The organism is Micromonospora sp. DSM 43699 (assembly GCF_055517075.1).
The window spans coordinates 109,074-134,357 of record NZ_JBTMMT010000012.1 but is presented as its reverse complement, the minus strand read 5'-3'; the positions used below and the strand labels follow the sequence as shown (position 1 = coordinate 134,357).

The 25,284-nt window shown below is 73.0% G+C and carries 26 protein-coding genes and 1 riboswitch; of the genes, 16 read left to right on the top strand and 10 right to left on the bottom strand.

The window, feature by feature from the left end:
* Positions 1-108 precede the first annotated feature (108 nt).
* From AC0AIB_RS09360 to AC0AIB_RS09350, 3 genes are all read right to left on the bottom strand, one after another.
* Entirely contained in the window at positions 109-795 is a 687-nt protein-coding gene (locus AC0AIB_RS09360; protein WP_328347485.1) for an SGNH/GDSL hydrolase family protein, read from the bottom strand.
* A 197-nt stretch (positions 796-992) separates the two neighbouring features.
* A complete protein-coding gene (locus AC0AIB_RS09355; protein WP_328347483.1) occupies positions 993-2,369 on the bottom strand; it encodes an MFS transporter in 1,377 nt (458 codons plus the stop codon).
* Positions 2,366-3,982, bottom strand: a complete 1,617-nt coding sequence (locus AC0AIB_RS09350) for a class I adenylate-forming enzyme family protein (protein ID WP_465096428.1) — start codon at positions 3,980-3,982, stop codon at positions 2,366-2,368. Before AC0AIB_RS09350 ends, AC0AIB_RS09355 begins: the two co-directional genes overlap by 4 nt.
* A gap of 356 nt (positions 3,983-4,338) precedes the next feature.
* On the opposite strand from AC0AIB_RS09350, the gene AC0AIB_RS09345 reads away from it, so the two are divergent.
* The 6 genes from AC0AIB_RS09345 to AC0AIB_RS09320 all read left to right on the top strand — a co-directional run bounded on the left by AC0AIB_RS09345 (position 4,339) and on the right by AC0AIB_RS09320 (position 10,838).
* Entirely contained in the window at positions 4,339-5,625 is a 1,287-nt protein-coding gene (locus AC0AIB_RS09345) for an SGNH/GDSL hydrolase family protein (protein ID WP_328348805.1), read from the top strand.
* Between the two features lie 61 nt (positions 5,626-5,686).
* Positions 5,687-6,907: a cytochrome P450 gene (locus AC0AIB_RS09340; protein ID WP_465096431.1), complete on the top strand. Its 1,221-nt coding sequence runs from the start codon at positions 5,687-5,689 to the stop codon at positions 6,905-6,907.
* 10 nt (positions 6,908-6,917) lie between these two features.
* Entirely contained in the window at positions 6,918-7,931 is a 1,014-nt protein-coding gene (locus AC0AIB_RS09335; RefSeq protein WP_465096427.1) for an alpha/beta hydrolase, read from the top strand.
* A gap of 83 nt (positions 7,932-8,014) precedes the next feature.
* Positions 8,015-9,082: an alpha-hydroxy acid oxidase gene (locus AC0AIB_RS09330; RefSeq protein ID WP_328348803.1), complete on the top strand. Its 1,068-nt coding sequence runs from the start codon at positions 8,015-8,017 to the stop codon at positions 9,080-9,082.
* Positions 9,083-9,086: 4 nt separating this feature from the next.
* Entirely contained in the window at positions 9,087-10,406 is a 1,320-nt protein-coding gene (locus AC0AIB_RS09325) for an aminotransferase-like domain-containing protein (protein ID WP_328347477.1), read from the top strand.
* 180 nt (positions 10,407-10,586) lie between these two features.
* A complete protein-coding gene (locus tag AC0AIB_RS09320) occupies positions 10,587-10,838 on the top strand; it encodes a hypothetical protein (RefSeq protein ID WP_328347475.1) in 252 nt (83 codons plus the stop codon).
* 290 nt (positions 10,839-11,128) lie between these two features.
* Here AC0AIB_RS09320 and AC0AIB_RS09315 read toward each other — a convergent pair whose 3' ends face one another.
* On the bottom strand, positions 11,129-12,565 hold the full coding sequence (locus tag AC0AIB_RS09315) for a glycine hydroxymethyltransferase (RefSeq protein WP_328347473.1): 1,437 nt from the start codon (positions 12,563-12,565) through the stop codon (positions 11,129-11,131).
* 18 nt (positions 12,566-12,583) lie between these two features.
* Positions 12,584-12,673, bottom strand: a riboswitch (ZMP/ZTP riboswitch).
* Positions 12,674-12,817: 144 nt separating this feature from the next.
* On the opposite strand from AC0AIB_RS09315, the gene AC0AIB_RS09310 reads away from it, so the two are divergent.
* Together AC0AIB_RS09310 and AC0AIB_RS09305 are read left to right on the top strand one after the other, a co-directional pair.
* Positions 12,818-13,624: an SDR family NAD(P)-dependent oxidoreductase gene (locus AC0AIB_RS09310; RefSeq protein ID WP_465096426.1), complete on the top strand. Its 807-nt coding sequence runs from the start codon at positions 12,818-12,820 to the stop codon at positions 13,622-13,624.
* Between the two features lie 67 nt (positions 13,625-13,691).
* Positions 13,692-14,561, top strand: a complete 870-nt coding sequence (locus AC0AIB_RS09305; RefSeq protein ID WP_328347469.1) for a metallophosphoesterase family protein — start codon at positions 13,692-13,694, stop codon at positions 14,559-14,561.
* A gap of 71 nt (positions 14,562-14,632) precedes the next feature.
* Here the strand turns inward: AC0AIB_RS09305 and AC0AIB_RS09300 are convergent, their stop codons facing one another.
* The 3 genes from AC0AIB_RS09300 to AC0AIB_RS09290 form a co-directional block, all read right to left on the bottom strand.
* The gene (locus tag AC0AIB_RS09300; protein ID WP_465096425.1) at positions 14,633-15,133 is read right to left on the bottom strand and encodes a hemerythrin domain-containing protein; all 501 of its coding nucleotides are present in this window, start codon (positions 15,131-15,133) and stop codon (positions 14,633-14,635) included.
* An 89-nt stretch (positions 15,134-15,222) separates the two neighbouring features.
* A complete protein-coding gene (locus AC0AIB_RS09295; RefSeq protein WP_465096424.1) occupies positions 15,223-16,092 on the bottom strand; it encodes an NAD(P)H-hydrate dehydratase in 870 nt (289 codons plus the stop codon).
* Entirely contained in the window at positions 16,076-16,807 is a 732-nt protein-coding gene (locus AC0AIB_RS09290; RefSeq protein ID WP_328347463.1) for a histidine phosphatase family protein, read from the bottom strand. The genes AC0AIB_RS09295 and AC0AIB_RS09290 overlap by 17 nt, the downstream gene beginning before the upstream one ends.
* An 87-nt stretch (positions 16,808-16,894) precedes the next feature.
* Here AC0AIB_RS09290 and AC0AIB_RS09285 point away from each other — a divergent pair, with 87 nt between their 5' ends.
* The 3 genes from AC0AIB_RS09285 to AC0AIB_RS09275 all read left to right on the top strand — a co-directional run bounded on the left by AC0AIB_RS09285 (position 16,895) and on the right by AC0AIB_RS09275 (position 18,610).
* Entirely contained in the window at positions 16,895-17,230 is a 336-nt protein-coding gene (locus AC0AIB_RS09285) for an ArsR/SmtB family transcription factor (protein ID WP_465096423.1), read from the top strand.
* Positions 17,230-17,934, top strand: a complete 705-nt coding sequence (locus tag AC0AIB_RS09280; RefSeq protein ID WP_465096422.1) for a cation efflux transmembrane domain-containing protein — start codon at positions 17,230-17,232, stop codon at positions 17,932-17,934. Before AC0AIB_RS09285 ends, AC0AIB_RS09280 begins: the two co-directional genes overlap by 1 nt.
* 130 nt (positions 17,935-18,064) lie before the next feature.
* A complete protein-coding gene (locus tag AC0AIB_RS09275; protein WP_465096421.1) occupies positions 18,065-18,610 on the top strand; it encodes a hypothetical protein in 546 nt (181 codons plus the stop codon).
* 10 nt (positions 18,611-18,620) lie between these two features.
* On the opposite strand, the gene AC0AIB_RS09270 is transcribed toward AC0AIB_RS09275, so the two are convergent.
* Together AC0AIB_RS09270 and AC0AIB_RS09265 are read right to left on the bottom strand one after the other, a co-directional pair.
* Positions 18,621-19,241 (bottom strand): L-threonylcarbamoyladenylate synthase, encoded by a 621-nt coding sequence (locus AC0AIB_RS09270; RefSeq protein WP_465096420.1) that lies wholly within the window; start codon positions 19,239-19,241, stop codon positions 18,621-18,623.
* 10 nt (positions 19,242-19,251) lie between these two features.
* Positions 19,252-19,449 (bottom strand): hypothetical protein, encoded by a 198-nt coding sequence (locus AC0AIB_RS09265; RefSeq protein ID WP_465096419.1) that lies wholly within the window; start codon positions 19,447-19,449, stop codon positions 19,252-19,254.
* A 185-nt stretch (positions 19,450-19,634) separates the two neighbouring features.
* Between AC0AIB_RS09265 and AC0AIB_RS09260 the strand changes: the two genes are divergently transcribed.
* Both AC0AIB_RS09260 and AC0AIB_RS09255 read left to right on the top strand, forming a co-directional pair.
* Positions 19,635-19,871: a GntR family transcriptional regulator gene (locus AC0AIB_RS09260; protein WP_465096418.1), complete on the top strand. Its 237-nt coding sequence runs from the start codon at positions 19,635-19,637 to the stop codon at positions 19,869-19,871.
* A gap of 69 nt (positions 19,872-19,940) precedes the next feature.
* Positions 19,941-20,912 carry a DNA polymerase domain-containing protein gene (locus tag AC0AIB_RS09255; protein ID WP_465096417.1) on the top strand — a complete coding sequence of 324 codons (972 nt, stop codon included), beginning with the start codon at positions 19,941-19,943 and terminating at the stop codon, positions 20,910-20,912.
* Positions 20,913-20,972: 60 nt separating this feature from the next.
* On the opposite strand, the gene AC0AIB_RS09250 is transcribed toward AC0AIB_RS09255, so the two are convergent.
* Positions 20,973-21,479, bottom strand: a complete 507-nt coding sequence (locus AC0AIB_RS09250; RefSeq protein ID WP_328347449.1) for an Lrp/AsnC family transcriptional regulator — start codon at positions 21,477-21,479, stop codon at positions 20,973-20,975.
* A gap of 72 nt (positions 21,480-21,551) precedes the next feature.
* On the opposite strand from AC0AIB_RS09250, the gene pdhA reads away from it, so the two are divergent.
* From pdhA to AC0AIB_RS09235, 3 genes are read left to right on the top strand one after another with little or no spacing between them, the layout of a single operon-like run.
* Positions 21,552-22,751, top strand: coding sequence for a pyruvate dehydrogenase (acetyl-transferring) E1 component subunit alpha (pdhA, locus tag AC0AIB_RS09245; protein WP_465096430.1), 1,200 nt, complete (start codon positions 21,552-21,554; stop codon positions 22,749-22,751).
* Positions 22,751-23,767 (top strand): alpha-ketoacid dehydrogenase subunit beta, encoded by a 1,017-nt coding sequence (locus AC0AIB_RS09240; protein ID WP_328347447.1) that lies wholly within the window; start codon positions 22,751-22,753, stop codon positions 23,765-23,767. Before pdhA ends, AC0AIB_RS09240 begins: the two co-directional genes overlap by 1 nt.
* Positions 23,764-25,179 (top strand): dihydrolipoamide acetyltransferase family protein, encoded by a 1,416-nt coding sequence (locus AC0AIB_RS09235; RefSeq protein ID WP_328347445.1) that lies wholly within the window; start codon positions 23,764-23,766, stop codon positions 25,177-25,179. Before AC0AIB_RS09240 ends, AC0AIB_RS09235 begins: the two co-directional genes overlap by 4 nt.
* The last annotated feature ends 105 nt before the right edge of the window (positions 25,180-25,284 follow it).

Here is a 25,284-nt window from a genome sequence, read left to right as displayed (position 1 = left end):
CTCCCACCCCCTCCCCTCCCTCTCCTCCCGTGCCCCCAGGTCGCCCTTCGCGGGTTGATCAAGAGGTTTAGGTCATCCTGGGCCGATTTCCTGACCGAAACTTCTTGATCAACCCGTCGGGGCGGTGAGGTGGGTGGCTAGGCGGCGGATGGTCTCTGCCGCGGCGATGGCGTCGCTGCGGGCGCTGCCGTGGCGGCCGTCGCTGCTGTACATCGACGGATCGGTGCCGGCCGGATGATCGGTCAGGTGCACGTGCAGCGCGCCCAACCGGTCGGCGAGCCGGCCGGTACGCGAGGAGAGCAGCCGCATCCGGGCGGCGAGACCGGGACGCAGCGCCGCCGGGACGGCCGGGCTGTGCGAGACGTCGAACATGCCCACCGTGATCACGTCCGCCCCGGCGTCGCGCAGCGCGCCGACGATCGCGGTCAGCTCGGTGTCGACCGCGTCCGGGTCGAACGCCGTCCGGAAGGCGTCGTTGCCGCCGCAGACCACCAGCGCCAGGTCGGGGGAGAAGGCCAGCGCCCGGTCCAGCTGACCGGCCCGGACCTGTTGCGCCCGCAGCCCGCGTCGGCCCAGGTTCAGGTACGCCAGCCCGGGTCGCACCGCCGACAGTTCGGCCGCGATCCGGTCCGCCCACTGCACGTCCGGGTAGCCGTCGACCGGCTCGCACATGCCCTCGGCGACGCTGTCCCCGAGCACCACGAACCGGCGCCAGGGATGGTCGCGCAGCAGCGCGGCGCTCTCCCCCTCGCGCAGGCAATAGGGATCTGTGGCTTCGGTCAACGTCGATGACATGGGCGGCAATGTAACCGACCGGGCCGGTGCCGTCGTCCACATCACGCGCTCGGATCGCCTGATGGTCGTCCGGGTGCGCCGAGTCGCGCCGGCCGCCGTTTCTGTCCGCCCGCACGGCGGGGTTGCCGGCATCGGGCCCCGCGGACCGGCGCGGTGGTGCCGGGTGGCCGGCGGCGCTGCGGTCGGTGGTCCCTCGGTCAGGCTGACGCGGTGGCCGGCGCAGGCGCGGGCCGACCCATCCGCAGCGGCCCGACGACAAGCGGCAGGACGGTCAGCACCGCGCACACCACCGCCATTGCCAGTAGCGCCGGCCGCAGCCCGAGAGCGGCCACCGACCAGCCGCCGAGCAGCGCCCCCACCGGCAGCCCGACGAACGCCAGCGAACCGGAGATGCCCAGCACCCGGGTCTGCAACTCGTCCGGCACCCGTTCGTAGAGGGCGGCACCGAGCAACGGGTTGACCGCCGCGATCCCGATCCCGGACAGGAACGTCACCACCAGCACCACCACCAGGTGGTCGGTCAGCGCCAGGACCAGCAACCGGGGCGCGCCGCTCAACGCCGCCCCCACGGCGAACACCACGGTCCTGGGCAGCCGGGGGCCGAGCATCGTGAAGACCACGTTGCCGAGCAGCGCGCCACCGGCGAACACCCCCAGCACCAGGCCGAAGCCGGCCGGATCGCCGAGTTCGTCGCGGACCCACAGCGGCACCCAGACCGCCGTGTTGGCGGCGGCGAACATGTTCAACGCGGAGACCACCACCAGCATGGTCAGCAACACCCGGTCGGTGCGCAGGTAACCGAAGCCGGTGCGCAGCGCCCGGAAGTAGCCCTCCCGGGGCGCGGCCGGGGCGTCGGTGGCGGGCGGTCGGACCAGCACCGCGACCAGCAGCGCGCAGAGCGCGAAGGTCCCCGCGTCGATCCAGATCGCCCGGGTCACCCCCACCCAGTCGATGAGCAGACCGCCGATCACCGTGCCGAACAACGCCACCCCGCGCAGCAGCCCGTCGTAGGCGGAGGTGAGCCGGATCAGCTCCACCCCGGCGCGCTGCGCCGCCGGCCGGAACATCACGTGTTTGACCCGGTCACCGATGCCGCGCAGCCCGCCGGCCACCGCGACGAGGGCGACCAGCGCCCCGAAACCGAGCCACGGCGCCAACGCCACCACGGCGATCACCGCCGCGCTCGCCGCGTCCACCACGATGGAGGTACGCCGAACCCCGAACCGGTCCGCCCACGGGGTGGCAAGCGAACTGGAGAGCATGTACGGCAGGAACTCCGCCGCCGCGACGATCCCCATCTTGGCCGGGCTGCCGGTGGTGGTGAGCACCAGCCAGGGGATGGCGATCACCGAGATGCGGCTGCCCAGGTTGGAGATCAGGTCGGCGGCGACCAGGGTGACCAGCTCCCGCCGGGCGGCCCGTCGTGCCGGTGATCCGACGACACCCGCCGCCTTCCCAGCGTCGAGACCTGGCTGCGCCGCCTGGTCGAGACCTGGCTGCGCCGGCCGGTCGGGGCGTGGTGTCGGCGGCCGGTCGGTGGCCGTCCGGGGGCCGGTGTCGGCGTCGGCGGTCATGACGGGGTGCCGACCGGGTCGGCGGGAAGCCCGGCGGCGTACCGGTCGCGCAGCGCCCGCTTGTCCACCTTCGCCGACCGGTTCAGTGGCAACGCGTCGACGAACTCCACCGCACCCGGCGCCCAGGTGTCGCTCAGCTCGGCGGTGACCAGCCCGATCAGCTCCGCCCCGGTCACCGTCGCCCCCGGCGCCCGCACCACGTACGCGTGCGGCAGCTCACCGGCGACCGGGTCGGGCACCCCGATCACCGCCGCCGCCCGGACCTGCGGATGCCCGGCGAGGACGTCCTCGATCGGGCGGGAGTAGATCGGCCAGCTACGTTGCCGGGTGAGGATGCGGTCCTGTAACCGGTCGACCAGGTAGAGGAACCCGTCGGCGTCGAGGTGGCCGATGTCGCGGGTGCGTACCCAGCCGTCGACGAGCGTCTCGGCGGTCAGCTCGGGCTGGCCGTGGTAACCGTGGAAGCTGAGCCGGGTGCGCACCCACACCTCGCCGTCGACATTGGCCGGGAGCACCCGCCCGTCGGCGTCGCGGATCTCCACCGTGACGTCCCCGTACGGCCGACCGCAGGAGCCCAACCGCTCCGGGTGCGCCGGATCCTCGGTCAGACCGGGCTGGGCGCAGATCACCACCGCCTCGCTGAGGCCGTACACGATGCGCAGGCACGGGCCGAACCGGGCGACGGCCTGGCGCAGCCGGGCGGGCGCGGCCGGGCCGGCACCCACGTTGAACATGAACATCGCGGAGAAGTCCGCGCCGGGCAGGGCCGGATGGTCGAGCACCTCGTAGAGCATCGGCGGGGTGACGAAGGTGGAGGTGAGCCGCTCGGCGTGCACGGTGGCGATGAACGCGGCCGGGTCCCACTGCTGGCGCAGGAAGAGCACCCCGCCGGTGAACAGGTTGAACAGGGTGGTGATCTGCCCGCTGGCCAGCCACATCGGGGAGTGCGACAGGTGCCGCAGCAGCGGGAAACCGGCGGCGCGGAAATCGGCCGCCAGGGCCAGCACCTGCCGGTAGAAGCTCTCCCGGTGGTGCACCAGCTTCGGCGTGCCGGTGGTGCCGCTGGTCTGCAGGAACGACTCCGGCACGGGCACCCCGGCCGGCAGGTCGATCGGCGGGGCGTCGGCGGTGGGCTGCGCGCCGACCGGGGCGTCGGCGGTGGGTTCCGCGCCGACCGGCGGGGTGTCGGCGGTGAGTTCGACGCCGAGGCGCAGCACCGGCACCCCGGGCAGCGAGGCGGCGATCTCGACACCCAGCCCGTCGGGGGCGTACGCGTGGTGCACGAACACGTCGGGGCGGGCCAGCCGGACGAACTCGTCGATCTCCCGCCGGGAGGTCACCGGGGCGATCCACATGGTCCGGCAGCCCAGCAGGTGCAGGGCGAGCTGGAGCAGCGGGCCCTCGACGGCGTTGCCCAGCATCACCAGCACCGCCGCACCGGGGCGTACGCCGTGGCGGGTGAGGGCGCGGGCCAGCCCGCGTACCTCGGCGGCGACCTGCGGGTAGGTCAGCCGGCGGCCGTCGCCGACCAGCGCCTCCCGGTCGCCGAACCCGACGAAGAGCTCCAGCGCGTCGTGCACGTAGGTGGTGGATCGGTCGGCCCCGTCGGTCATCGCACAGCCCCCAGGTCGATGCGGCGGGTCGCCGGCGGCCCGGTGGGGCCCGCCGTGGCGACCGGCCGGGATGGCGTCCGAGCAGGTCAGAGCCCGGCCCGCGACGGGGTGCGGGAAGTGGGCGACCGCACCGCCGCCGCCTGCGAGCCTAGGCCGACGGCATCGCCGGGGGACAGGGCCGAACGGTGATGCACCGGCCACCATGGACATTTGATCATGTCTATCGGGGCGATTGACGCCTGTCAGAGGTCGCGGCTAGGTTTCTGGACCATCGTCCGGGCGGTGCCGTCGATGGACGCCGGCCCTGGGCGGCCAACCATGGAGGTTCAATGTCGACCCCGAAGAGATGGCAGGTCATAGCGTCCGCGGCCGCGTTGCTGGTCGTGAGCGCCCCGGCGGTGGTGGCCAGCGCCGGGCCGTCCGACTCCGACCGTGGCGGGGCAGCCGCCCATAAAGAGTGGGCGGGCACGTGGGCCGCGGCGGTCACCCGTGGCAACACCGTCGGGCTGACCAACACCGGGCTGAACAACCAGAGCATCCGGATGACCGTGCGCACCACAGTCGGCGGTGAGCGGCTGCGGGTCCGGTTGAGCAACCTCTACGGTGAGCAGGCGGTGCAGGTGGGGCACGCCACCGTCGCCCGCCCGAACCTCACCACGCTGACCGACCGGTCGGACATCCGGCCCGGCACGCTGCGCGAGCTGACGTTCGGCGGGTCCACCTCGGCGACCATGAACAAGGGCGCCGAACTGCTCAGCGACCCGTTGACCTACCAGGTGGCCGAGCAGGAGGACCTGATCGTCACCCTGCACTTCCCGGTGCTCACCGGGCCGGTCACCTTCCACGGCCAGTCCAAGGTGACCACCTTCATCGGGGCGAACGACCTGACCACCGCCGCCGACGGCGCCGGCTTCACCATCCGGCCGGACTGCTGCTGGATGTTCCTGTCCGGCATCGACGTGCAGCGCCAGCAGAGCCCGGGCGCGGTGGTGGTGCTCGGCGACTCGATCGGGGATGCCAACGGCAGCACCGTCAACGCCAACAAGCGTTGGCCGGAACTGCTCGCCGGGCGGCTGGTCGCCGCCCGCCCCGAGGTGCGTACCCCCGGGGTGCTCAACCTCAGCCTGGCCGGCAACCGGCTCAACCACGAGGGCACCGAGCCCGGCGCGGGTGGTTTCCCCGGTTACTACGAGCTGGGTCCGAACGCGCTGGCCCGGCTCAACGAGGACGTCTTCCCCCAGACCGGGGTGAAGACCCTGGTGACCCACCTCGGCATCAACGACATCTGGATGTCCGACGATTCCGCAGACCGGATCATCGCCTCGCTGCGGCAGATCAACAAGCAGGCCAAGGCGCGCGGCCTGCGCAGCCTCGCGGTCACCCTGACCCCGTACGAGGGGCACGGCAACCCGGGGGTGTGGACGCCGGAGAAGGACACCACCCGACAGGCGGTGAACACCTGGCTGCGGGGCCCGGGTGCGACCGAGTTCGACGGGCTGCTCGACTTCGACGCGGTGCTGCGCGATCCGGCGCAGCCGAGTCGACTGCTGCCCGCGTACGACTCCGGTGACCACATCCACCCCAACGACGCCGGCAATCAGGCGCTGGCGGACGCCGTACCCCTTCGACTGCTCGGTCTGTGACACCGGTGGGGTGGCGGGGGTGACCCGCCGCCCCACCGTTCATTCCTGGGGAGGAAGCACCATCGTGGACGTCGACGAGATCCTGACCGGCCTCTACAGCGACACCGGCCGGCAAGACCCCTATCCGTGGTACGCGGCCCTGCACGAGCACGGGCCGATCAGTGCCGTGCCGACCCGCCCGGAGCACAGCACGATCAGTGCGGTGGCCGTCGGTTACGACCTGGTCGACCAGGTGCTGCGCGACCCGCAGTGGTACAAGCAGCCCCCGCCGGGCTGGCAGGACCAGGAGATCCTGCGGACCTTCCAGTCGTCGATGATGTTCGTCAACCCACCCGACCACGGCCGGATGCGCGGCGTCTTCGCCCGCACCTTCACCCCGCGCCGGCTCGGCGCGCTGGAGCCGGTGATCGTCCGGGTGGTCGACACCCTGCTGGACCGGATGGCCGACGCCGGGGCCGACGGCGGCGAGGTCGACTTCGTCGCGGACTTCGCCTACCCGGTGCCGGCCCTGGTGATGGCCGAGTTCATCGGTCTTCCCGAGGCCGAACTGGCCTGGTACCGGCAGCGGGTCGACTGGATCGACGAGTTCCTCGACGTGGCCGGCAAGACCCCGCAGCGGCTGGCGCTGGCCAACCAGGCCGCCGAGGAGTTGCGCGCGCTCTACCGGGACCTGATCGCCCACCGTCGTCGCCGGCCGGGCGAGGACCTGATCTCCGGACTGGTCGAGGCGCTGGACTCCGGCGAGGTCGACCTGACCGAGGAGGAGCTGATCAGCAACCTGATCGTGCTGTTCAACGCCAGCTTCGTCACCACCGTCTACATGTTCAGCAACGGTCTGCCGGTGCTGCTGGACCATCCGGAGACGGTGGCCGCGCTGCCCGGCGACGACGCCCTGGCCCAGGGCTGCGTGGACGAGGTGCTGCGGCTGCAGAGCCCGGTGCACTTCCTGGCCCGCGCCGCGCCCCGGGACACCGAGCTGGGCGGGGTGCCGGTCGCCCGGGACGAGAACGTGCTGCTGATCATCGCGGGCGCCAACCGGGATCCGCGCCGGTTCCCCGCGCCGGACCGGTTCGACCCGCGCCGGGACGGCCCCCCGTCGCTGGCCTTCGGCGTCGGCCCGCACTTCTGCCTCGGTGCGGCGGTGTCCCGGCTGGAGGGCCGGATCGGCCTGCCCCGACTCTTCGCCCGCTTCCCCCGACTCGCGGTCAGCCAGCAGCCTGACTACAGCGGGAGCCTGTTCCTGCGCGGCATCGACAAGCTCTTCGTCAGCACCGGCGGATAGGAGCCGACCCATGTCCCTCGACCCCCAGGTGGTGGCGTACCGGGCCGCGCGGGCCGCCGCCGGCATCCCACCGCTCTACACCCAGACCCTGGCCGAGGCCCGCGCCGCCGACCTCGCCGCGATCCGCGCCGGCGGCGGCGACGTCGAGCCGGTCCACCAGGTACGCGACACGACCGTGCCCGGCCCCGCCGGGGATCTGCGGGTACGGGTACACCGGCCAGCCGGGGACGGGCCGCTGCCCACCCTGGTCTACTTCTTCGGCGGCGGCTGGACGCTGGGTAGCGTGGAGACCGCCGACGGGATCTGCCGCCGGCTGGCCAACGCCACCCCCTGCCAGGTGGTGACGGTCGGCTACCGGCTGGCCCCGGAGCATCCGTTCCCGGCCGCCGTGCTCGACTGCCACACCGCCACCCGGTGGCTGGCCGAGCACGCCGCCGACCTCGGGGTGGACCCTGACCGGCTGGTGGTGGGCGGGGACAGCGCCGGCGGCAACCTGGCGGCGGCGGTGACCCTGCTGGCCCGCGCCGAGGGCGGCCCCCGGCTGGCCGGGCAACTGCTGGTCTACCCGAACACCGACCAGCGCGCCGACCGTCGACCCGCCCTCGGTCAGGACGCCGACGACCGGCCGGCTGACGGGCAGGACCCGCTGTTGTTCAACACGCACTCCGTCGACTGGTATCGCGGGCACTACCTGGCCGACCCGGCGGACGCGCTCGACCCGTTGGCGTCGCCGTTGCTCGCCGACGACCTGTCCGGCCTGCCGCCGGCACTGGTGGTCACCGCCGAACACGACCCGCTGCGCGACGAGGGGGAGCGGTACGCGCAGCGGCTGCGGGAGGCCGGGGTGCCGGTGCGGGCCAGCCGCTATCCCGGCATGATCCACGGGTTCTTCGCCATGCCCGGAGTCTTCGACGCGGGCCGCCGGGCCCAGGACGAGGCCGCCGCCTTCCTCCGGGAGGTCTTCGGGCTGCCCGCCCCGCCGACGGTCACCCCGCTCGCCGCCACGGTCGGGGACGGGCGGTGACGGACTCCCCTCGTACCGTCGGTTCGGCCGTCGGTTCGGCCGTCGTCGGTCCGGTCGGGGACGCTGACCGGCCGCCGGTCAGTCTGGCCGACTTCGCCGACCTGGCGCGGGCGGCGCTTCCGCCCGGCGTCTGGGACTTCGTCGACGGGGGCAGCGGTGTCGAGACCACCCTGGCCGCCAACCGGGCCGCCCTGGACCGGGTCGCCGTGCTGCCCCGGGTGCTCACCGGCGTGGAGCGGCCCCGTACCGACGCGGTGCTGCTCGGCCGGGAACAGGCCATGCCGGTGGCGGTCGCGCCGATGGCGTACCAGCGGTTGCTGCACCCGGACGGCGAATCGGCGCTCGCGGCGGCGGCCGGCGCGGCCGGGGTGCCCTACGTGTTGAGCACGCTGAGCAGCACCCCGATCGAGCAGGTCGCCGCCGCCACCGAAGGGCCGGTCTGGTTCCAGCTCTACTGGCTGCGCGACCGGGGACTGGTCGCCGAGCTGCTCGACCGGGCGCACGCCGCCGGTTGCGCCGCGCTGATGGTCACCGTGGACGTGCCGGTGCTCGGTCGGCGGCTGCGCGACGTCCGCAACGGCTTCGCGTTGCCGCCGGAGGTGACCGCCGCCAACCTGCCCGGCGGCCGGAACGACCTGGCGCACGCCGGCACGCCCGGGGTGTCCGCCGTCGCCGTGCACACCGACGCCGTCTTCGCCCCCGCGCTGACCTGGGCGGATCTGGCCTGGCTGCGGGAGCGTACCCGGCTGCCGTTGCTGGTCAAGGGAATCCTCGACCCGCGTGACGCGGTCCGCGCCGCCGACGTCGGCGTGGACGCCGTGGTGGTCTCCAACCACGGCGGCCGGCAGCTCGACGGGGCACCGGCCACCGCCACAGTGCTCCCCGAGGTGGTCGCCGCCGTCGGTGAGCGGATCGAGGTGCTGCTGGACAGCGGGGTGCGCTCCGGCACGGACGTGCTGCGCGCGCTCGCCCTCGGCGCGACCGGGGTGCTGCTCGGCCGCCCGATGCTCTGGGCACTCGCCGCCGGTGGCCGACCCGGCGCACGGGCCGCCCTCGACCTGCTCGCCGGGGAACTGCGCGACGCGTTGACGCTGAGCGGCTGCGCCGACCCGGGGCGGGCCCGGCGGCTGCGTACCCTGACCGGAGGCTGACCCGTTGGAACATCTGGTGGACCTGGACCTGGCGACGCTGCATCCGGCGGTCGACGACCCGGCGCTGAACTCGATGAACTTCCTCAACGAGGTCGCCGGGCACTGGCCCGACGCGGTGTCGCTGGCGGCCGGGCGGCCCTACGAGGAGTACTTCGACGACGACGCGCCGGGGCGCTGGCTGGGCCGGTTCCGCCGGCACCTCGCCGACGACCTCGGGCAGAGCCCCGAACAGATCCGCCGCACCCTGTTCCAGTACGGCCGGACCAAGGGGATCATCCACCACCTGATCGCCCGCAACCTCGCCGTCGACGAGGATGTCCACGTCGACGACGAGGCGGTGGTGGTGACCGTCGGCTGCCAGGAGGCGATGCTGCTGGTGCTGCGGGCGTTGCGGGCCGGACCGGCCGACGTCCTGCTCGCCGTCGCCCCGACGTACGTGGGGCTGACCGGTGCGGCCCGGCTGGTCGACCTGCCGGTCCGGCCGGTGGCCGGTGGTCCGACCGGGATCGACCTGGCCGACCTGCGCACCCAGGTACGCCGGGCGCGGGACGAGGGGCTGCGGCCCCGGGCCTGCTACGTGATGCCCGACTTCGCCAACCCCTCCGGCACCAGCATCCCGGTGGTCGACCGGCGGCGGCTGCTCGACCTGGCCGCCGAGGAGGACCTGCTGCTGATCGAGGACAACCCGTACGGCCTCTTTCCGGCCGGGGACGCCGACCGGCTGCCGACGCTGAAGGCGCTGGACACCCGGCGTCGGGTGGTCTACCTCGGCTCGTTCGCCAAGACGGTGCTGCCCGGGGCCCGGATCGGCTACCTGGTGGCCGACCAGCGGGTCGGCGGTGCCGACGGCGTGGTGGGGCTGTTCGCCGACCAGCTCGCCAAGGTCAAGAGCATGGTCACGGTGAACACCTCCCCGTTGGCCCAGGCCGTGATCGGTGGGGCGCTGCTGGAGCACGGCTGCTCGCTTGTCGCCGCGAACCGGCGGGAGCGGGCGGTGTACACCCGCAACCGGGACCATCTGTTGGCCGGGCTGCGGCGGCGGCTCCCGGCCGGCTCGCCGGTGCGCTGGAACGCCCCGGCCGGCGGCTTCTTCGTCGTGGTCACCGTACCGTTTCCGGTCGACGACGCGCTGCTGCGGCGCTCCGCCGAGCGCTACGGCGTGCTCTGGACGCCGATGGCGCACTTCTACGACGACGGCCGCCCGGTCGACGCGCTGCGGCTGTCGGTCAGCGCGGTCACCCCGGAACAGATCGACCTCGGCCTGGACCGGCTGGCCGCCCTGATCACCGACGAACTGACCCGCACCAGTGTGCGGCCCCGTTGACCGGCGGCGCTCGCCGCTCCCGCCGTGATCCGTTCCCGCCGGTCGCTCCCGTCCCGGTCACCGGCGTCCGGCCGTCGGTGTTCGTGGTCGGTGGGCGGCCATCGGCTGGCGCCACCCGGTGTCGTCGAACCGCCACCCCCAGTGCTGTGCCGGCGATCGTCAAGTGGCCATAATGGACGCATGATCGCTTGGGAGTACGCCCTGTTGGTCCGCCGTTACCAGGGGCAGGGACGCCAGTTCCACGTCTCGTTCGTCTGGTACGGACCGGACGGCTCACGCACCGACGTCACGGCGTACGGCGACACCGCCATCGCCCACCTCAACCGCGTCGGCCGGGAAGGCTGGGAGCTGGTCTCCGCCGCCGAGGACGTCAACAACATCCAGGGCAGCACCGAGGTCCACCGCTACCACCTCAAGCGCCCCCTCTCCTGACCCCCCACTTCCTCTCCCACCCCCTCTCCCCCTCTCCCGCCGGTCTCCCGGGTGATCAAGAGGTTTAGGTCACCGGAACCGCCTCCGCTGACCTAAACCTCTTGATCACCACCCCCTCGTCCCGGCGAACCCGAGGGGACGGCCGGGGGAGGGGGTGGGGCCTGTCGGCAGGGGCGGTCGGGTGATCAAGAGGTTTGAGTCACGGACATGGGAATCCGTGACTCAAACCTCTTGATCAACGCGGGACAGAGCGGGACAGAGCGGGAGGGAGCGGAGGGAGGGGAGCGGGATCAGCCCAGGGTGATGGTGGGGTAGAGGGGGAAGGTGGCGAGGAGGTCGGTGGCCTGCTTGCTGATCTTGTCGGCGACGGCCGGGTCGAGCACGTACTTGGCCTTCGACGGGGTGCCGTCGGCGTTGGCACCGGGCGTGGTCTGGCTGAGCACGGTGTGGATCAGCTCGGCGGTGACGTCCATCTCGGCGGTGCCGAGGCCCCGGCTGGTCAGCGCGGGCGTGCCGATCCGGATGCCCGAGGTGTACCAGGCCCCGTTGCGGTCCTGCGGGACGGCGTTGCGGTTGGTGACGATGCCCGAGTCGAGCAGCGCCTGCTCGGCCTGCCGGCCGGTCAGGCCGTAGCTGGAGACGTCGAGCAGCACCAGGTGGTTGTCGGTGCCGCCGGTGACCAGGGTGGTGCCCCGGCGCAGCAGCCCCTCGGCGAGCGCCTGGGCGTTGTCGACGATCCGCTGGGCGTAGTCGGCGAAGTCGGGCCGGCGCGCTTCGGCCAGCGCGACCGCCTTGGCCGCCATCACGTGCGGCAGCGGCCCGCCGAGCACCATCGGGCAGCCCCGGTCGACCTGGTCGGCCAGCTCAGGGCCGCAGAGCACCATGCCGCCACGCGGGCCGCGCAGCGACTTGTGGGTGGTGGTGGTGACGATGTGCGCGTGCGGCACCGGGTCGAAGTCGCCGGTGAAGACCTTTCCGGCGACCAGGCCGGCGAAGTGCGCCATGTCGACCATGAAGGTGGCCCCGACCGAGTCGGCGATCTCCCGCATGATCCGGAAGTTCACCTTCCGGGGGTACGCCGAGTAGCCGGCGACCAGGATCAGCGGCTTGAACTCCCGGGCGGCCTCGGCGACCCGGTCGTAGTCGATCAGGCCGGTGGCCGGGTCGGTGCCGTAGCTGCGCTGGTCGAACATCTTGCCGGAGATGTTCGGCCGGAAACCGTGGGTGAGGTGGCCGCCGGCGTCCAGCGACATGCCCAGCATCCGCTGGTTGCCCAGCTCACGGCGCAGCGCGAACCAGTCCGCCTCGGTCAGGTCGTTGACCTGGCGTACCTGGGCCTTCTTCAGCGCCGGGGACTCCACCCGGTCGGCCAGGATCGCCCAGAAGGCGACGAGGTTGGCGTCGATGCCGGAGTGCGGCTGCACGTACGCGTGGGACGCGCCGAACAGCTCCTTGGCGTGCTCGGCGGCGAGCGCCTCGACGGTGTCGACGTTCTGGCAGCCGGCGTAGAAGCGACGGCCGACGGTGCCCTCGGCGTACTTGTCGCTGAACCAGTTGCCCATGGTCAGCAGGGTGGCCGGGGAGGCGTAGTTCTCGCTGGCGATCAGCTTCAACGACTCGCGCTGGTCGGCCAGTTCCGCGCCGATCGCGTCGGCCACCCGGGGCTCGACGGCCCGGATCACCTCGAGCGCGCTGCGGAAGGCGGTGGATTCGGCGTTCAGCGACATGCGACCTCCAGGTGACGTGCGGAAGGCCCAGGCGCTCGGCGTGCGTCCTCATGACGGGGCCGCTTCCCGATGGTGCTCCATCCCCACGCGCCAGTCACGGCCCACCGACGATCCTACCGGGTGGCCGGCGGGGTGTCCGGGAGCACCTCCGGCACGCGGCCCGGCCGGATGGTTGGCCGGCCCCATCCGGGGCATTGCAGCCACCAGGGGAGATCCGGACGGCGGGCCCCGACCGACGAGAGGATCAGGCAGATGAGCGCACCGACCACCGGACGACCGCTGGTCGTGGTGACCGGGGCCTCCAGCGGCATCGGGTACGAGCTGGCCGGCGAGTTCGTCCGACACGGTTACGACCTGGTGATCGCCGCCGAGGACGACGGCATCACCGAGGCGGCAGACCACCTGCGCCGCGACGGCCAGGCGCAGGTCCAGCCCGTCCGGGTCGACCTGGCGACCTACGACGGGGTGACGGCGCTGGTCGAGGCGGTGGACGCGACCGGCCGGCCGGTCGACGCGCTGGCGGTCAACGCCGGCCGGGGCGCGGGCGGGGCGTTCGTCGGCGACACCGACCTGACCGACGAGCTGAACATCATCGACGTCAACGTGACGTCGACGGTGCACCTGGCCAAGCGGATGCTGCCGGCGATGGTCGCGCGGGGTGCCGGCCGGGTGCTGTTCACCTCGTCGATCGCGGCCACCATGCCCGGCCCCTACCAGGCCGTCTACAACGCCTCCAAGTCGTTCGTGCAGTCGTTCGCCGAGGCACTGCGCAACGAGTTGAAGGAGACCGGGGTGACGGTGACCGCCCTGATGCCCGGCCCGACCGAGACGAAGTTCTTCGACCGGGCCGAGATGGGCGACACCAAGGTCGGCGCGGACGACAAGGACGACCCGGCGACGGTGGCCGCGCAGGGCTTCGCGGCGATGATGAAGGGCGAGGAGAAGGTGGTCGCCGGCTCGCTGAAGAACAAGGTGCAGGCGGCGGCGGCCCGGCTCACCCCGGACCGGCTCAAGGCCGAGCAGCACCGCCGGATGGCCGAGCCGGGCTCGGCCGACTGACCCCGACCGCGCAGGGGCGCGCTCCCGCGCGCCCCGCGCCGGTCGACGATCTGCGTACGATCGGCGGATGCTGGGGGAGGACATCGAGGGCAGTCTGGTCGCGATCAGCGACCTGCACGTCGGGTACGCGGAGAATCGTGCCCTGGTCGAGGCGCTGCGACCCGCTTCGCCACGGGACTGGCTGATCGTCGCCGGTGACGTGGCGGACACCGTGGCCGACATCGAGTGGGCGCTCGGCCTGCTCGCGGAACGCTTCGACACCGTCATCTGGGCACCCGGCAACCACGAGTTGTGGACGCCGCCGGCCGACCCGGTGACCCTGCGCGGGGTGGCCCGCTACGAGCTGCTGGTGCGGCGGTGCCGGGAGTTGGGCGTGGTCACCCCCGAGGACGACTACCGGGTGTGGCGGGGGCCGGGCGGTCCCGCGCTGGTGGCCCCGCTGTTCCTGCTCTACGACTACAGCTGGCGACCGCCGGGGTTCGACACCCGGGAGGCGGCCCTGGCGGAGGCGCACCGGACGGGGATCGTCTGCACCGACGAGTTCCTGCTGCATCCCGACCCGTACCCGAGCCGGCAGGAGTGGTGCGCGGCCCGGCTGGACGCGACCGCCCGCCGGTTGGCGGCCCGGGACCCGGCGCTGCCCACGGTGCTGGTGAACCACTGGCCGTTGGACCGCCACCCGACCGAGGTGCTGCGCTACCCGATCTTCGCCCAGTGGTGCGGGACGCAGGCCACCGCCGACTGGCACCGCCGGTTCGTCGCCGCCGCGGTGGTCTACGGGCACCTGCACATCCCACGCACCACCTGGAAGGACGGGGTGCGGTTCGAGGAGGTCTCGGTGGGCTACCCCCGGGAGTGGCGGCAGCGCGGCATCCCCCCGGGGCGGGTACGGCGGATCCTGCCGGCACCGGAGGGCGCCCCACCGACTGCCTGGTGAACCACCGGGCCGGGCGGGCGACGGCCTGCGGGGCCCGACCGGCGGTCGGACCCCGCAGGGTGCGGGTGCGGTCAGGCGGTGGTGGCGTGCCGGGCGCTCTTGATCGCCTTCGGGTCGCCGGGCGAGCGGGGCGCGTCCAGGCGCAGCGCGATCATCCGCTCGCCGATCTCCTGGAGCGGGTTACGGCCGAGCGCCTCGCGTACCTTCGGGAACCACTCCTGCTCCTCCTCCTCGATGTGGTGCTCGACGTTCTCGATCAGCACAGTCGTCTTGGCGACGAAGTGGTCGTCGGAGGCGTCCATCGCGGCCAGTTCGGCGCAGAGCAGGTCGGCGACGTGGTGCTCCTCGTACGACTCCAGGATGTCGTCCTCCACGTCCGGCAGCAGCTTGCGGACCTCCGGGTACATCGCCTCGTTCTCGAGGTAGGTGTGCGTGGTCAGGGCCGCCACGATCTCGTCGACGATCTTGCGACGGCGACTGGCCGGCCCCTCCTGCGCCTTCTCGAACTCGCGGAAGAGGCGGCGTATCTCCTTGTGGTCCTCTTTGAGCAGGACGATGGCGTCGGTGGACACCGGCAGACCTCCTTGATCGGCTGACGGTGCTCCCGATACCCCGGGACGAGCTGCGGAAACGGATCGTGGTCGACGAATGTAAGGCGACGTCAGACGGTGGCGATGGTGTGCGGGATCTCGTCGAGCAACTCGCGGGCGAGGAACCCGATCCGGCCGTACCGGGGCACCAGCCGTTGCCCGCTGACCGCGTGCACCCACGCCGCCCAGCAGGCTGCCTGGGCGGGCTCGGCACCCCGGGAGAGCAGTCCGGCGAGCAGGCCGGCCCGCACGTCGCCGCTGCCCGAGGTGCCCAGCCCGGCGTCGCCGCTCTCCTCCCGCCAGCCCTGGCCGTCGGGGGTGGCGATGTGGCCGTAGAGGGAGACCACCGCCTCGTACCGGCGGGCCAGCTCGCGGGAGTCGGCGTCCAGGTCGTCGCCGGGATCCCGGCCGAGCAGGTGCCGGGCCTCGGTGAGGTTCGGGGTCAGCACCACCTTCCGGTCCGCGCCGACCAGCAGGTCCGGTTCGTGGCTGAGCGCCCCCAGCGCGTACGCGTCGAAGACCAGTGCGGTGTGCGGCCCGGCCGCCGACAGCACCAGGCGCAGCAGCGCGCGGGTCTGGTCGATGTCGTTGAGGCCCGGCCCGACGGTGACCACGTCGGCCTCCGCGACCAGGTCGCCGAGCCGGTCGCCCGGGTCACCGGCGACCGCGCCGTCGTCGGTCTCCGGCAGGCCGACCACCATGGCCTCGGGCACCTGGATGCTCAGCGCGGCGGCGGTGGACTCGGCGGCGGCCAGTTGCAGCACCCCGGCCCCGGCGCGCAGCGCGGCCACCCCGGCCAGCAGCACCGCGCCCGGGGTGAAACGGGAGCCACCGACCACCAGCACGGTTCCCCGGTTGTCCTTGCCTCCGGTCGGCGTCGGCAGCGCCCAGTCCCGCAGCAGACCCGGGGTGATGACCCGGGTGTCAGACCGGTTCGGCATGGATCTCGTCCTCCGTGGTGGGTGGGGCACCCTGTGCGTGCAGGTGGGCGACGTCGTTGAAGATGGCCGGGACGAGCCGGCCGGCGGCGTCCGCCGACCAGCCGGTCACCGAGCAGTTGGCGATCACGTGTTCCCGGGTCAGCCGCATCAGCTCCGCCTCGGTGAGCCCTTCCACCAGGTAACGGAGCAGGAACACCAGGGCGTCGTGCCCGAACAGCAGCACCCGTTGCCCCTGGTGGTCGCGGCGCAGATCACCGAGGAGGGTACGCAGCCGCAGCGCCACGTCGGTCCAGGACTCACCGCCCGGGGGCCGGTAGTAGAACTTGCCGAGCCGTTGCCGGCGGGCCGCCTCGTCGGGAAACCGGCGGGTCACCCCGTGCCCGGTCAACCCGTCGAGGATGCCCAGTTCCCGGTCACGCAGCCGCTCGTCGACACTGGCCGGGATGCCGGTGCCGGCCAACGCCAACTCGGCCGTCCGCCTCGCCCGCAGATACGGCGAGACGACCGCCAGGTCGGGTCGTCGCTGCTCCGGCAGGTCGGCCAGCCAGCGCGCGGTGGCCCGCGCCTGCTCCTCGCCGGTGTCCGACAGTGGCACGTCGGCGTCCCGGTGGGTCAGGTCGATCAGTTCCGCGCCGTCCGCCTCGGCCGCCGAGGCGGCGACGTTCGCCGTGCTCTCACCGTGCCGGACGATCCACAGCGCTGCCAGTTCCGCCATGCCCCATCCCTACCCCCCGCCCCGACCCGGATAACCGCTCTCCATTCCGGTACATCTCCCGCTGAATACAGGAATAGATGTACTGTCGTGGGTGTGCAGACCGTCACCCAGGGCCAGGCCCTCGCCCGCTTCGGCCATGCCCTGTCGGACGCGACCCGGGCGCGACTGCTACTCGCCCTGCGCGAAGCGCCCGGCTATCCGGCGGAGCTGGCCGATCTGCTCGGGGTGACCCGGCAGAACCTGTCCAACCATCTGGCCTGCCTGCGCGGCTGCGGCCTGGTCGTCGCCGTCCCCGAAGGTCGCCGCGTCCGGTACGAACTCGCCGACACCCGCATCCGCCACGCCCTCGACGACCTCCTCGGCCTCGTCCTCGCGGTCGACCCCGCAGTCTGCCCCGATGCCGCTGACAAGGACTGCTGTTGATGAGCGTGCCCCTGCTGCCTGTCACGCCGGCCCGGCCCGACCCGGCCCGCCGCACCATCCTGGCCCGCCGGATCCGACTCCTGGTCGCCGTCACCATCGGCTACAACCTGATCGAGGCCGTCGTCGCCATCAGCGCCGGTGCCACAGCGGACTCCACCGCACTGATCGGCTTCGGCCTCGACTCGATCATCGAAGTCTCCTCCGCCGCAGCGGTCGCCTGGCAGTTCGCCGGCCAGGACCCCGAGGTCCGGGAGAAAGCCGCCCTGCGGATCATCGCGATCTCTTTCTTCGCGCTCGCCACCTACGTCACCGTCGAATCGGCCCGCGCGCTGCTCGGCGGTAGCGGAGCGGCGCACTCCACCACCGGTCTCGTGCTCGCCGCGCTCTCCCTCGCGATCATGCCCGGCCTGTCCTCCGCGCAACGCCGTGCCGGCCGCGAACTCGGCTCCCGTACCGCCGTCGCCGACTCCCGACAGACGCTGCTCTGCACCTACCTGTCCGCCGTCCTGCTCGTCGGCCTCGGACTCAACAGCGTCCTGGGATGGAGCTGGGCCGACCCGATCGCCGCCCTGGTGATCGCCGTTGTCGCCGTCAAGGAGGGCCGCGACGCCTGGCGCGGAGACGCCTGCTGCGCCCCGGCTCCCACCGCGGAGGCCCCGGCCTGCGTCGACAGGTGCTGCACCCCCGCGAACAGGACCGCCTGACCAGCCGCCAGCCGGAATTCCTGGAGTGCGGTAGGTGCCATGACCGGATTCCTCCACCTCGCCGCACGCCGGTCCCGTGCAGGGCTGGGTGGCGGGTGGACGGTCGCCGACGGGCCGATATCCTCCCCGGGTGGACGGTGGGGCGGACGGCGAACGGCTGGCGGCATCGCTCACCGAATGGCTGGCCCAGCTCGAATTCGTCGACCTGGGCACCGACGAGGTGACCGTGCGGATCATCGACGCCGTGCTGGCCTGGGCCGCCGATCAGGGCTGGCGGTCGTACCGTCGGGCGGCGAGCGTGCTGCCGCTACCCCCGCCGATGATGGACCGGCACTCGGTGCTGGACGTGGCGTGTGCCCGCCGGGACGGCCCGCCGGTGGTCGTCGAGGTCGACCATACGGACCGGCGGCGCACCTGGGAGAAGCTCGCGGCGGAGGCCGCCGCCGGCCGGGTCGCCCTCTGGGTGCGCTGGGGTCCGGGGAGGTTCGCCGTGCCACCGGCCCCGATCCACCTGGTCACCTGCGAGGTGGCCCGACACTCCGGGTCGGTGGGCGGGGGCCGCCGACACCGCCGGACCTCGGGCCCTGCCCGACCGGCACCCGTCCACTCCGCCCGTGACGTCGACCCGGTCGTCGAGCCGTTGCCGCTGCCGTCGGCGGACCCCGCCACGCCCTGACCGGACGCGACTACTCGAAGCGGGTCGGGTCGCCCGCGCCGTAGCGGACGATCTCCGGCTCGTCGGCGGAGAAGTCGACCACGGTGGTGGGCAGGGTGCCGCACTCGCCGGAGTCGACCACCGCGTCGATCGCGTGGTCGAGCCGTTCCTTGATCTCCCAGCCCTGGGTCATCGGTTCGGTCTCGCCGGGCAGCAGCAGGGTGCTGGACACCAACGGCTCACCCAGCGCCGCCAGCAGCGCCTGGGCGACCGGGTGGTCGGGGATGCGTACCCCGACGGTCTTCTTCCGGGGGTGCAGCAGCCGGCGCGGCACCTCCTTGGTGGCGGGCAGGATGAAGGTGTAGCTGCCCGGGGTGGCCGCCTTCAGCGACCGGAACACCGCGTTGTTGATGTGCACGAACTGGCCGAGCTGCGCGAAGTCCCGGCACACCAGGGTGAAGTGGTGCTTGCTGTCCAGGTGCCGGATCTCCCGGATCCGGTCGAGGCCGTCCCGGTTGCCGAGCTGGCAGCCGAGCGCGAAGCACGAGTCGGTCGGGTAGGCGACCAGGCCGTCGCCGCGCAGCAGGTCGACCACCCGGGCGATCGTCCGGGGCTGCGGGTTCTCCGGGTGTACGTCGAGATAGGTCGCCATGGCGGCGAGCCTAGTGGGGCAGCGGCGGCGGCTGCCGGTGAGCCCGGAGCACCCCGCGCGCCCAGGTCAGCATGTGACACCCGTCGTCGCTGCACTGGAAGCAGCGGCGGGGCGGCCGGGCCTCGTCCGGTGCCTCGTGGTGTTGGGCCAGCACCCGTTGCGCGGTCCAGAGGACCAGGGCGGGCGTGATCGGTTCGTCCATCGGCATGAGGGGCCTCCCGTCGACAGGCAGATCCGGGCACCGATCCCCGATCAGGCACCCGGACCGCTACCGGCAACCCGTTGACTCGCTGAGCGTCACGAGCTGACACCGAGCCTAGAGGTGTACAAGCATGGACGTCCAGAAACGTAGCTAAAAAACCCGTGTCGTTTCAGCTCGACTAACTTCGTCTCATGATCGACCCAGACGGCCCGGTGCCGATCTACCGCCAGGTGGCGAACATTCTGGCCGGGCGGATTGCCAGCGGTGCGCTCGCCGCGCATCGGCCGATTCCGAGCGAAGCGGCGATCGTGCAGGAGTTCGGAGTGGCCCGCGGCACCGCCCGCCGTGCCGTCGCGGAGCTCCGCGAGCGCGGGTTGGTCTACACCGTGCCGCAGCGCGGCACCTACGTCGGGCAGCCCGAGCCGTAGCCCTCACGCGAATCGCTGCGATCCGGTGAGCCGGCTGTGGGTGTCGGGGGTGGCCGTTACCGTGTGGGCGTGGCGACGGCGGCCGAGGAGATCCAGGTGGGGGAGCGGCTGGTCCGCATCTCCAGCCCCGACAAGCCCTACTTTCCCGAGCGCGGGCTGACCAAGCGGGACGTGGTCGGCTACTTCCTGGCCGTCGGCGACGGCATCCTGCGCGCCCTGCGGGACCGGCCGACGATGCTGGAACGCTGGCCGCGCGGGGTGTTCGAGGGGGCCAAGATCGGCACCCGGCAGGACAACCGGGGTGATGCGTTCTACCAGAAACGGCTCCCGGCCGGTGCTCCCGACTGGGTCCGCACCGCACACCTCACCTTCCCCAGCGGCCGTACCGCCGACGAGGTCGCGCCGAGCGAGCTGGCGGTGGTGATCTGGGCGGCCAACCTCGGCACCCTGCGGTTCCATCCCTGGCCGGCGACGACGGCCGACGTGGAGCGCCCCGACCAGCTCCGGATCGACCTGGACCCGATGCCGGGTGTCGGGTTCGACCAGGTGGTGCCGGTGGCGCACGAGGTCCGGGCCTTCCTCACCGAGCTGGGCATGGTCGGCTACCCCAAGACGACCGGCGGGCGGGGCCTGCACGTCTACCTCTCCATCGAGCCCCGGTGGAGCTTCGGCGACTGCCGGCGCGCGGTGCTGGCCCTGGGCCACGAGTTGGCGCGGCGGCTGCCCGACCTGGTCACCACCACCTGGTGGCGCGACCAGCGGGACAAGCCGGTCTTCATCGACTACAACCAGATGGCCCGCGACCACACGGTCACCTCGGCGTACTCGATCCGGCCCACCCCGGCGGCGCTGGTGTCGGCCCCGCTGGCGTGGGCCGAGCTGGACGACGCCCGCCCGGAGGACTTCGACGTGCTGAGCATGCCGGCCCGGTTCGCCGAGCGCGGCGACCCGCACGCCGGCCTGGACGGCGACCGCTACTCCCTGGAGCCGCTGTTGGCGCTGGCCGACCGCGCCGGCCTGGCCGCCCCACCGGAACGCTGACCCGCCGCCCGGCCGTCCCCGGACCGGCCAGTCGGGGCCTGAGCGACCGCGCCGGGCCGCTCACCCCCAGGGGCTGCCGGCCCCGTCGAACTCGTCGAAGACCAGCCAGGTCCGGGTGGAGAGCACCCCGGCGATGCCCTGCACCCGGCTGAGCACCACGTCCCGCAGGGTGGCGTTGTCCGGCGCGCGGACCAGGGCCAGCACGTCGTGCTCCCCGCTGAGCAGCGCCACGTGCTCGATGTAGCGCACCCGGGCCAGCTCCGCCGACACCTCCCGCCAGGTGTTCTGCTGGATGGTCAGCGAGATGTACGCCGAGGTGCCCAGCCCGGCCGGCTCCGGGGCCACCCGGGCCCGGAACCCGGTGATCACCCCGTCGCGCAGCAGCCGCTCCACCCGGGCGTACGCGTTGGTGCGCGAGACGTGCACCCGCTCGGCGAGGGTACGCATGGACAGCCGGCCGTCACGGGTCAGCTCGTCGAGGACCCGTCGGTCCACCTCGTCCAGCGGGGCGACCGAACGTCCCGTTCCGCCCGGTAGGGCCGCCGACGGGGTGGTCTGCTGGCTCATCAGATACTCCTCGGTAGGCCAATCGTCCCGCGTTCACCGGGAACGTTGAGTCAATCATCCAACGGCTGGAGCATAGGGCCACCACACGTCCAGGAGGTCCCCGCCGTGACGACCACACCCCAGGCGGTCCGCAGGGCATCCCCGCGTACCCGTCGACCGGCCACCCCGGTCGCCCCCGAACCCACCGCCGGCCTGCTCCCGCAGACCGAGCCGGTGCGGTTGCTCGACCCCGACGGCACCCCGCTGCCGTCCCGCGCCGACCTGCCCGAGCCGCCGGTCGAGGTGTTGCGCGAGATGTACCGCCGGATGGTCGTCGGCCGCCGGTTCGACGCGCAGGCCACCGCACTGACCAAGCAGGGCCGGCTCGCCGTCTACCCGTCCTCGCGCGGCCAGGAGGCCTGCCAGGTCGGTGCGGTGCTCGCGCTGCGCGACGGCGACTGGGTCTTCCCGACCTACCGGGAGTCGATGGCGCTGACCGCCCGGGGCATCGACCCGGTCGAGGTGCTGACCCTGCTGCGCGGCGACTGGCACTGCGGGTACGACCCGACGGTGGTGCACACCGCGCCGCAGTGCACCCCGTTGGCCACCCAGTGCGTGCACGCCGCCGGACTGGCCTACGGCGAGTCCTACCAGGGGCGGGACACCGTGGCGCTGGCCTTCATCGGCGACGGCGCCACCAGCGAGGGTGACTTCCACGAGGGGCTCAACTTCGCCGCCGTGTTCAAGGCCCCGGTCGTCTACTTCGTGCAGAACAACAAGTACGCGATCAGCGTGCCGCTGTCCCGGCAGACCGCCGCGCCGAGCCTGGCCTACAAGGGCGTCGGCTACGGGGTGCCCAGCGAGCAGGTCGACGGCAACGACCCGCTCGCGGTGCTCGCGGTGCTCACCCGGGCGGTGGCGCACGCCCGCGCCGGGCACGGGCCGTACCTGGTCGAGGCGCACACCTACCGGATGGAGGCGCACACCAACGCCGACGACGCCAGCCGCTACCGGGATCCCGACGAGGTCGAGGCGTGGCGGGGCCGCGACCCGGTGGCCCGGCTGGAGGCGTACCTGCGCAACCGGGGTGAGCTGGACGACGCGACGGTGGCGCAGGTCGCCGCCGAGGCCGAGGGGTACGCCGCCGACCTGCGGGAGCGGATGCACGCCCAGCCGACGGTCGACCCGCTGAGCCTGTTCGACCACGTCTTCGCCGAGCCGACCCCGCAACTTGTCGAGCAGCGCGAACAGGTGCGCGCCGAGCTGGCCGCCGACGCGGAGGGGGACGCCTGATGGCCACCATGACGATGGCGAAGGCGCTCAACGCCGCGCTCGCCGACGCGATGCTCGACGACGAGCGGGTGCTCGTCTTCGGCGAGGACGTCGGGCAGCTCGGCGGGGTCTTCCGGATCACCGACGGGTTGCAGGCCCGGTTCGGCGACAAGCGTTGCTTCGACACCCCGCTCGCCGAGGCCGGCATCGTCGGCTTCGCCGTCGGCCTGGCCATGACCGGGCTGCGGCCGGTGGTCGAGATGCAGTTCGACGCGTTCGCCTACCCGGCGTTCGAACAGATCGCCTCGCACGTGGCGAAGCTGCGCAACCGCACCCGGGGCGCGTTGAGCGTGCCGATGGTCATCCGGGTGCCCTACGCCGGTGGCATCGGCGGGGTGGAGCACCACTGCGACTCGTCCGAGGGGTACTACGCACACACCCCCGGGCTGAAGGTGGTCACCCCGGCGACCGTCGAGGACGCGTACTCGCTGCTGCGGGAGGCGATCGCCGACCCCGATCCGGTGGTGTTCATGGAGCCGAAGAAGCTCTATTTCGCCAGCGCCGACGCGGAGCTGCCGGCCCGTACCGCGCCGTTCGGCCGGGCCGTGGTGCGTCGACCCGGCACCGACGCCACCCTGGTCGCGTACGGCCCGGCGGTGCCGGTGGCGCTGGAGGCCGCCGAGGCCGCCCGGGAGGAGGGCTGGGACCTGGAGGTGGTCGACGTCCGGACCATCGTGCCCTTCGACGACGCCACGGTCACCGCCTCGGTACGCCGCACCGGCCGGTGCGTGGTGATCACCGAGGCGCAGGGCTTCGCCGGGGTCGGGGCGGAGATCGCCGCCCGGGTGCAGGAGCGCTGTTTCCACGCCCTGCACGCACCGGTGCTGCGGGTCGCCGGGCTGGACATCCCCTACCCGGCGCCGATGCTGGAGCACACCCACCTGCCCGGGGTGGACCGGGTGCTCGACACGGTGGCCCGCCTCCAGTGGGACGACCGGCCCGACCCGCGTTGGCTGCTCCAGGGGAGCGCGGCGTGAGCGCCCGCACCGCAGCGCAGGCCGTCACCGTTCCGCAGGCCCCCGCAGGAACCCGGGTCTTCCTCCTGCCCGATCTGGGCGAGGGGCTGAGCGAGGCGGAGATCGTCGAGTGGCGGGTCGCCGTCGGCGACGTGGTCACCGTGGACCAGAGCGTGGTGGAGGTGGAGACCGCCAAGGCGGTGGTCGACGTGCCCTGCCCGTACGCCGGCCGGGTGGTCGCCCTGCACGGCGCGGCCGGCGAGACGCGCCCGGTCGGCCAACCGCTTATCACCATCGCGTCGCCCGACGGCGGCGACGAGCCCGCCGGGCACGCCACCTACCGCGAGGAGGAGCGGGCCGGTTCCGGCAACGTGCTGATCGGGTACGGCACCGGGCACGGCGGCACCGCCCGCCGTCGCCGCCGATCCCGGCCGACCCCGGCCCCGGAGCCCGTCGCCGGACCGGAGGAAGCAACCGCCCCGACCGGTGGGACGGCCGCTCTGGTCATCTCGCCGATCGTGCGTCGGCTCGCCCGGGAGCACGGGGTGGACCTGGCCGCGCTGCGCGGCACCGGCCCCGGCGGCGTGATCCGTCGCTCCGACGTGGAGGCAGCGCTGGACACCCCACCGGGCCGGCCCGTCGTCGCCTCGGCGCAGCACGGTGTCGTCCCGGACCGGCAGACCGCCGGCGCGGACCGGCCGGCAACGGCCGGGCACGTCGGGCTGGCCCCGGCCGATGCGCAGGACGTCGTCATCCCGCTGACCGGCATCCGCCGGGTGATCGCCGACAAGCTCTCCCGCAGTCGCCGGGAGATCCCCGAGGTGACCATCTGGGTCGACGCGGACGCCACCGCGCTGCTGGCGACCCGGGCGGCGATCAACGCGGCCACCCCGGACGCCCCGGTCAGCGTGCTGGCCCTGCTGGCCCGGATCTGCCTCAGCGGGCTGCGACGGTTCCCGCAGCTCAACGCGCACGTCGACACCGAGGGGCAGCGGATCGTCCAGTCGGCCGGGGTGCACCTGGGCATCGCCGCGCAGACCGACCGGGGCCTACTCGTCCCGGTGCTGCGCGACGCCCAGCGGCTCACCACCCGGGAGCTGGCCGCCGCGCTGGCGGAGACCACCGCCGCCGCCCGCGCCGGCACCCTGCCGCCGGCCCGGCTCACCGGTGGCACCTTCACCCTCAACAACTACGGCGTGTTCGGGGTGGACGGTTCCACCCCGATCATCAACCACCCGGAGGCGGCGCTGCTCGGGGTGGGGCGGATCGTGGACAAGCCGTGGGTGGTCGACGGGCAGTTGGCGGTCCGCAAGGTGACCCAGCTCAGCCTCACCTTCGACCACCGGGTCTGCGACGGCGGGGTCGCAGGTGGTTTCCTGCGGCACGTCGCCGACTGCGTCGAACAGCCGGCGCTGCTGGTCGCGAACGTCTGAGCGGTACGCCGCGGAGCCGGTCACCCTGGGCGGGGTGACCGGCTCCGTCGGCATGTCGGGGCGTTCGTCCGCTTCGTCGGGGCCCGCCGGCAGCGGGGCGGGGTT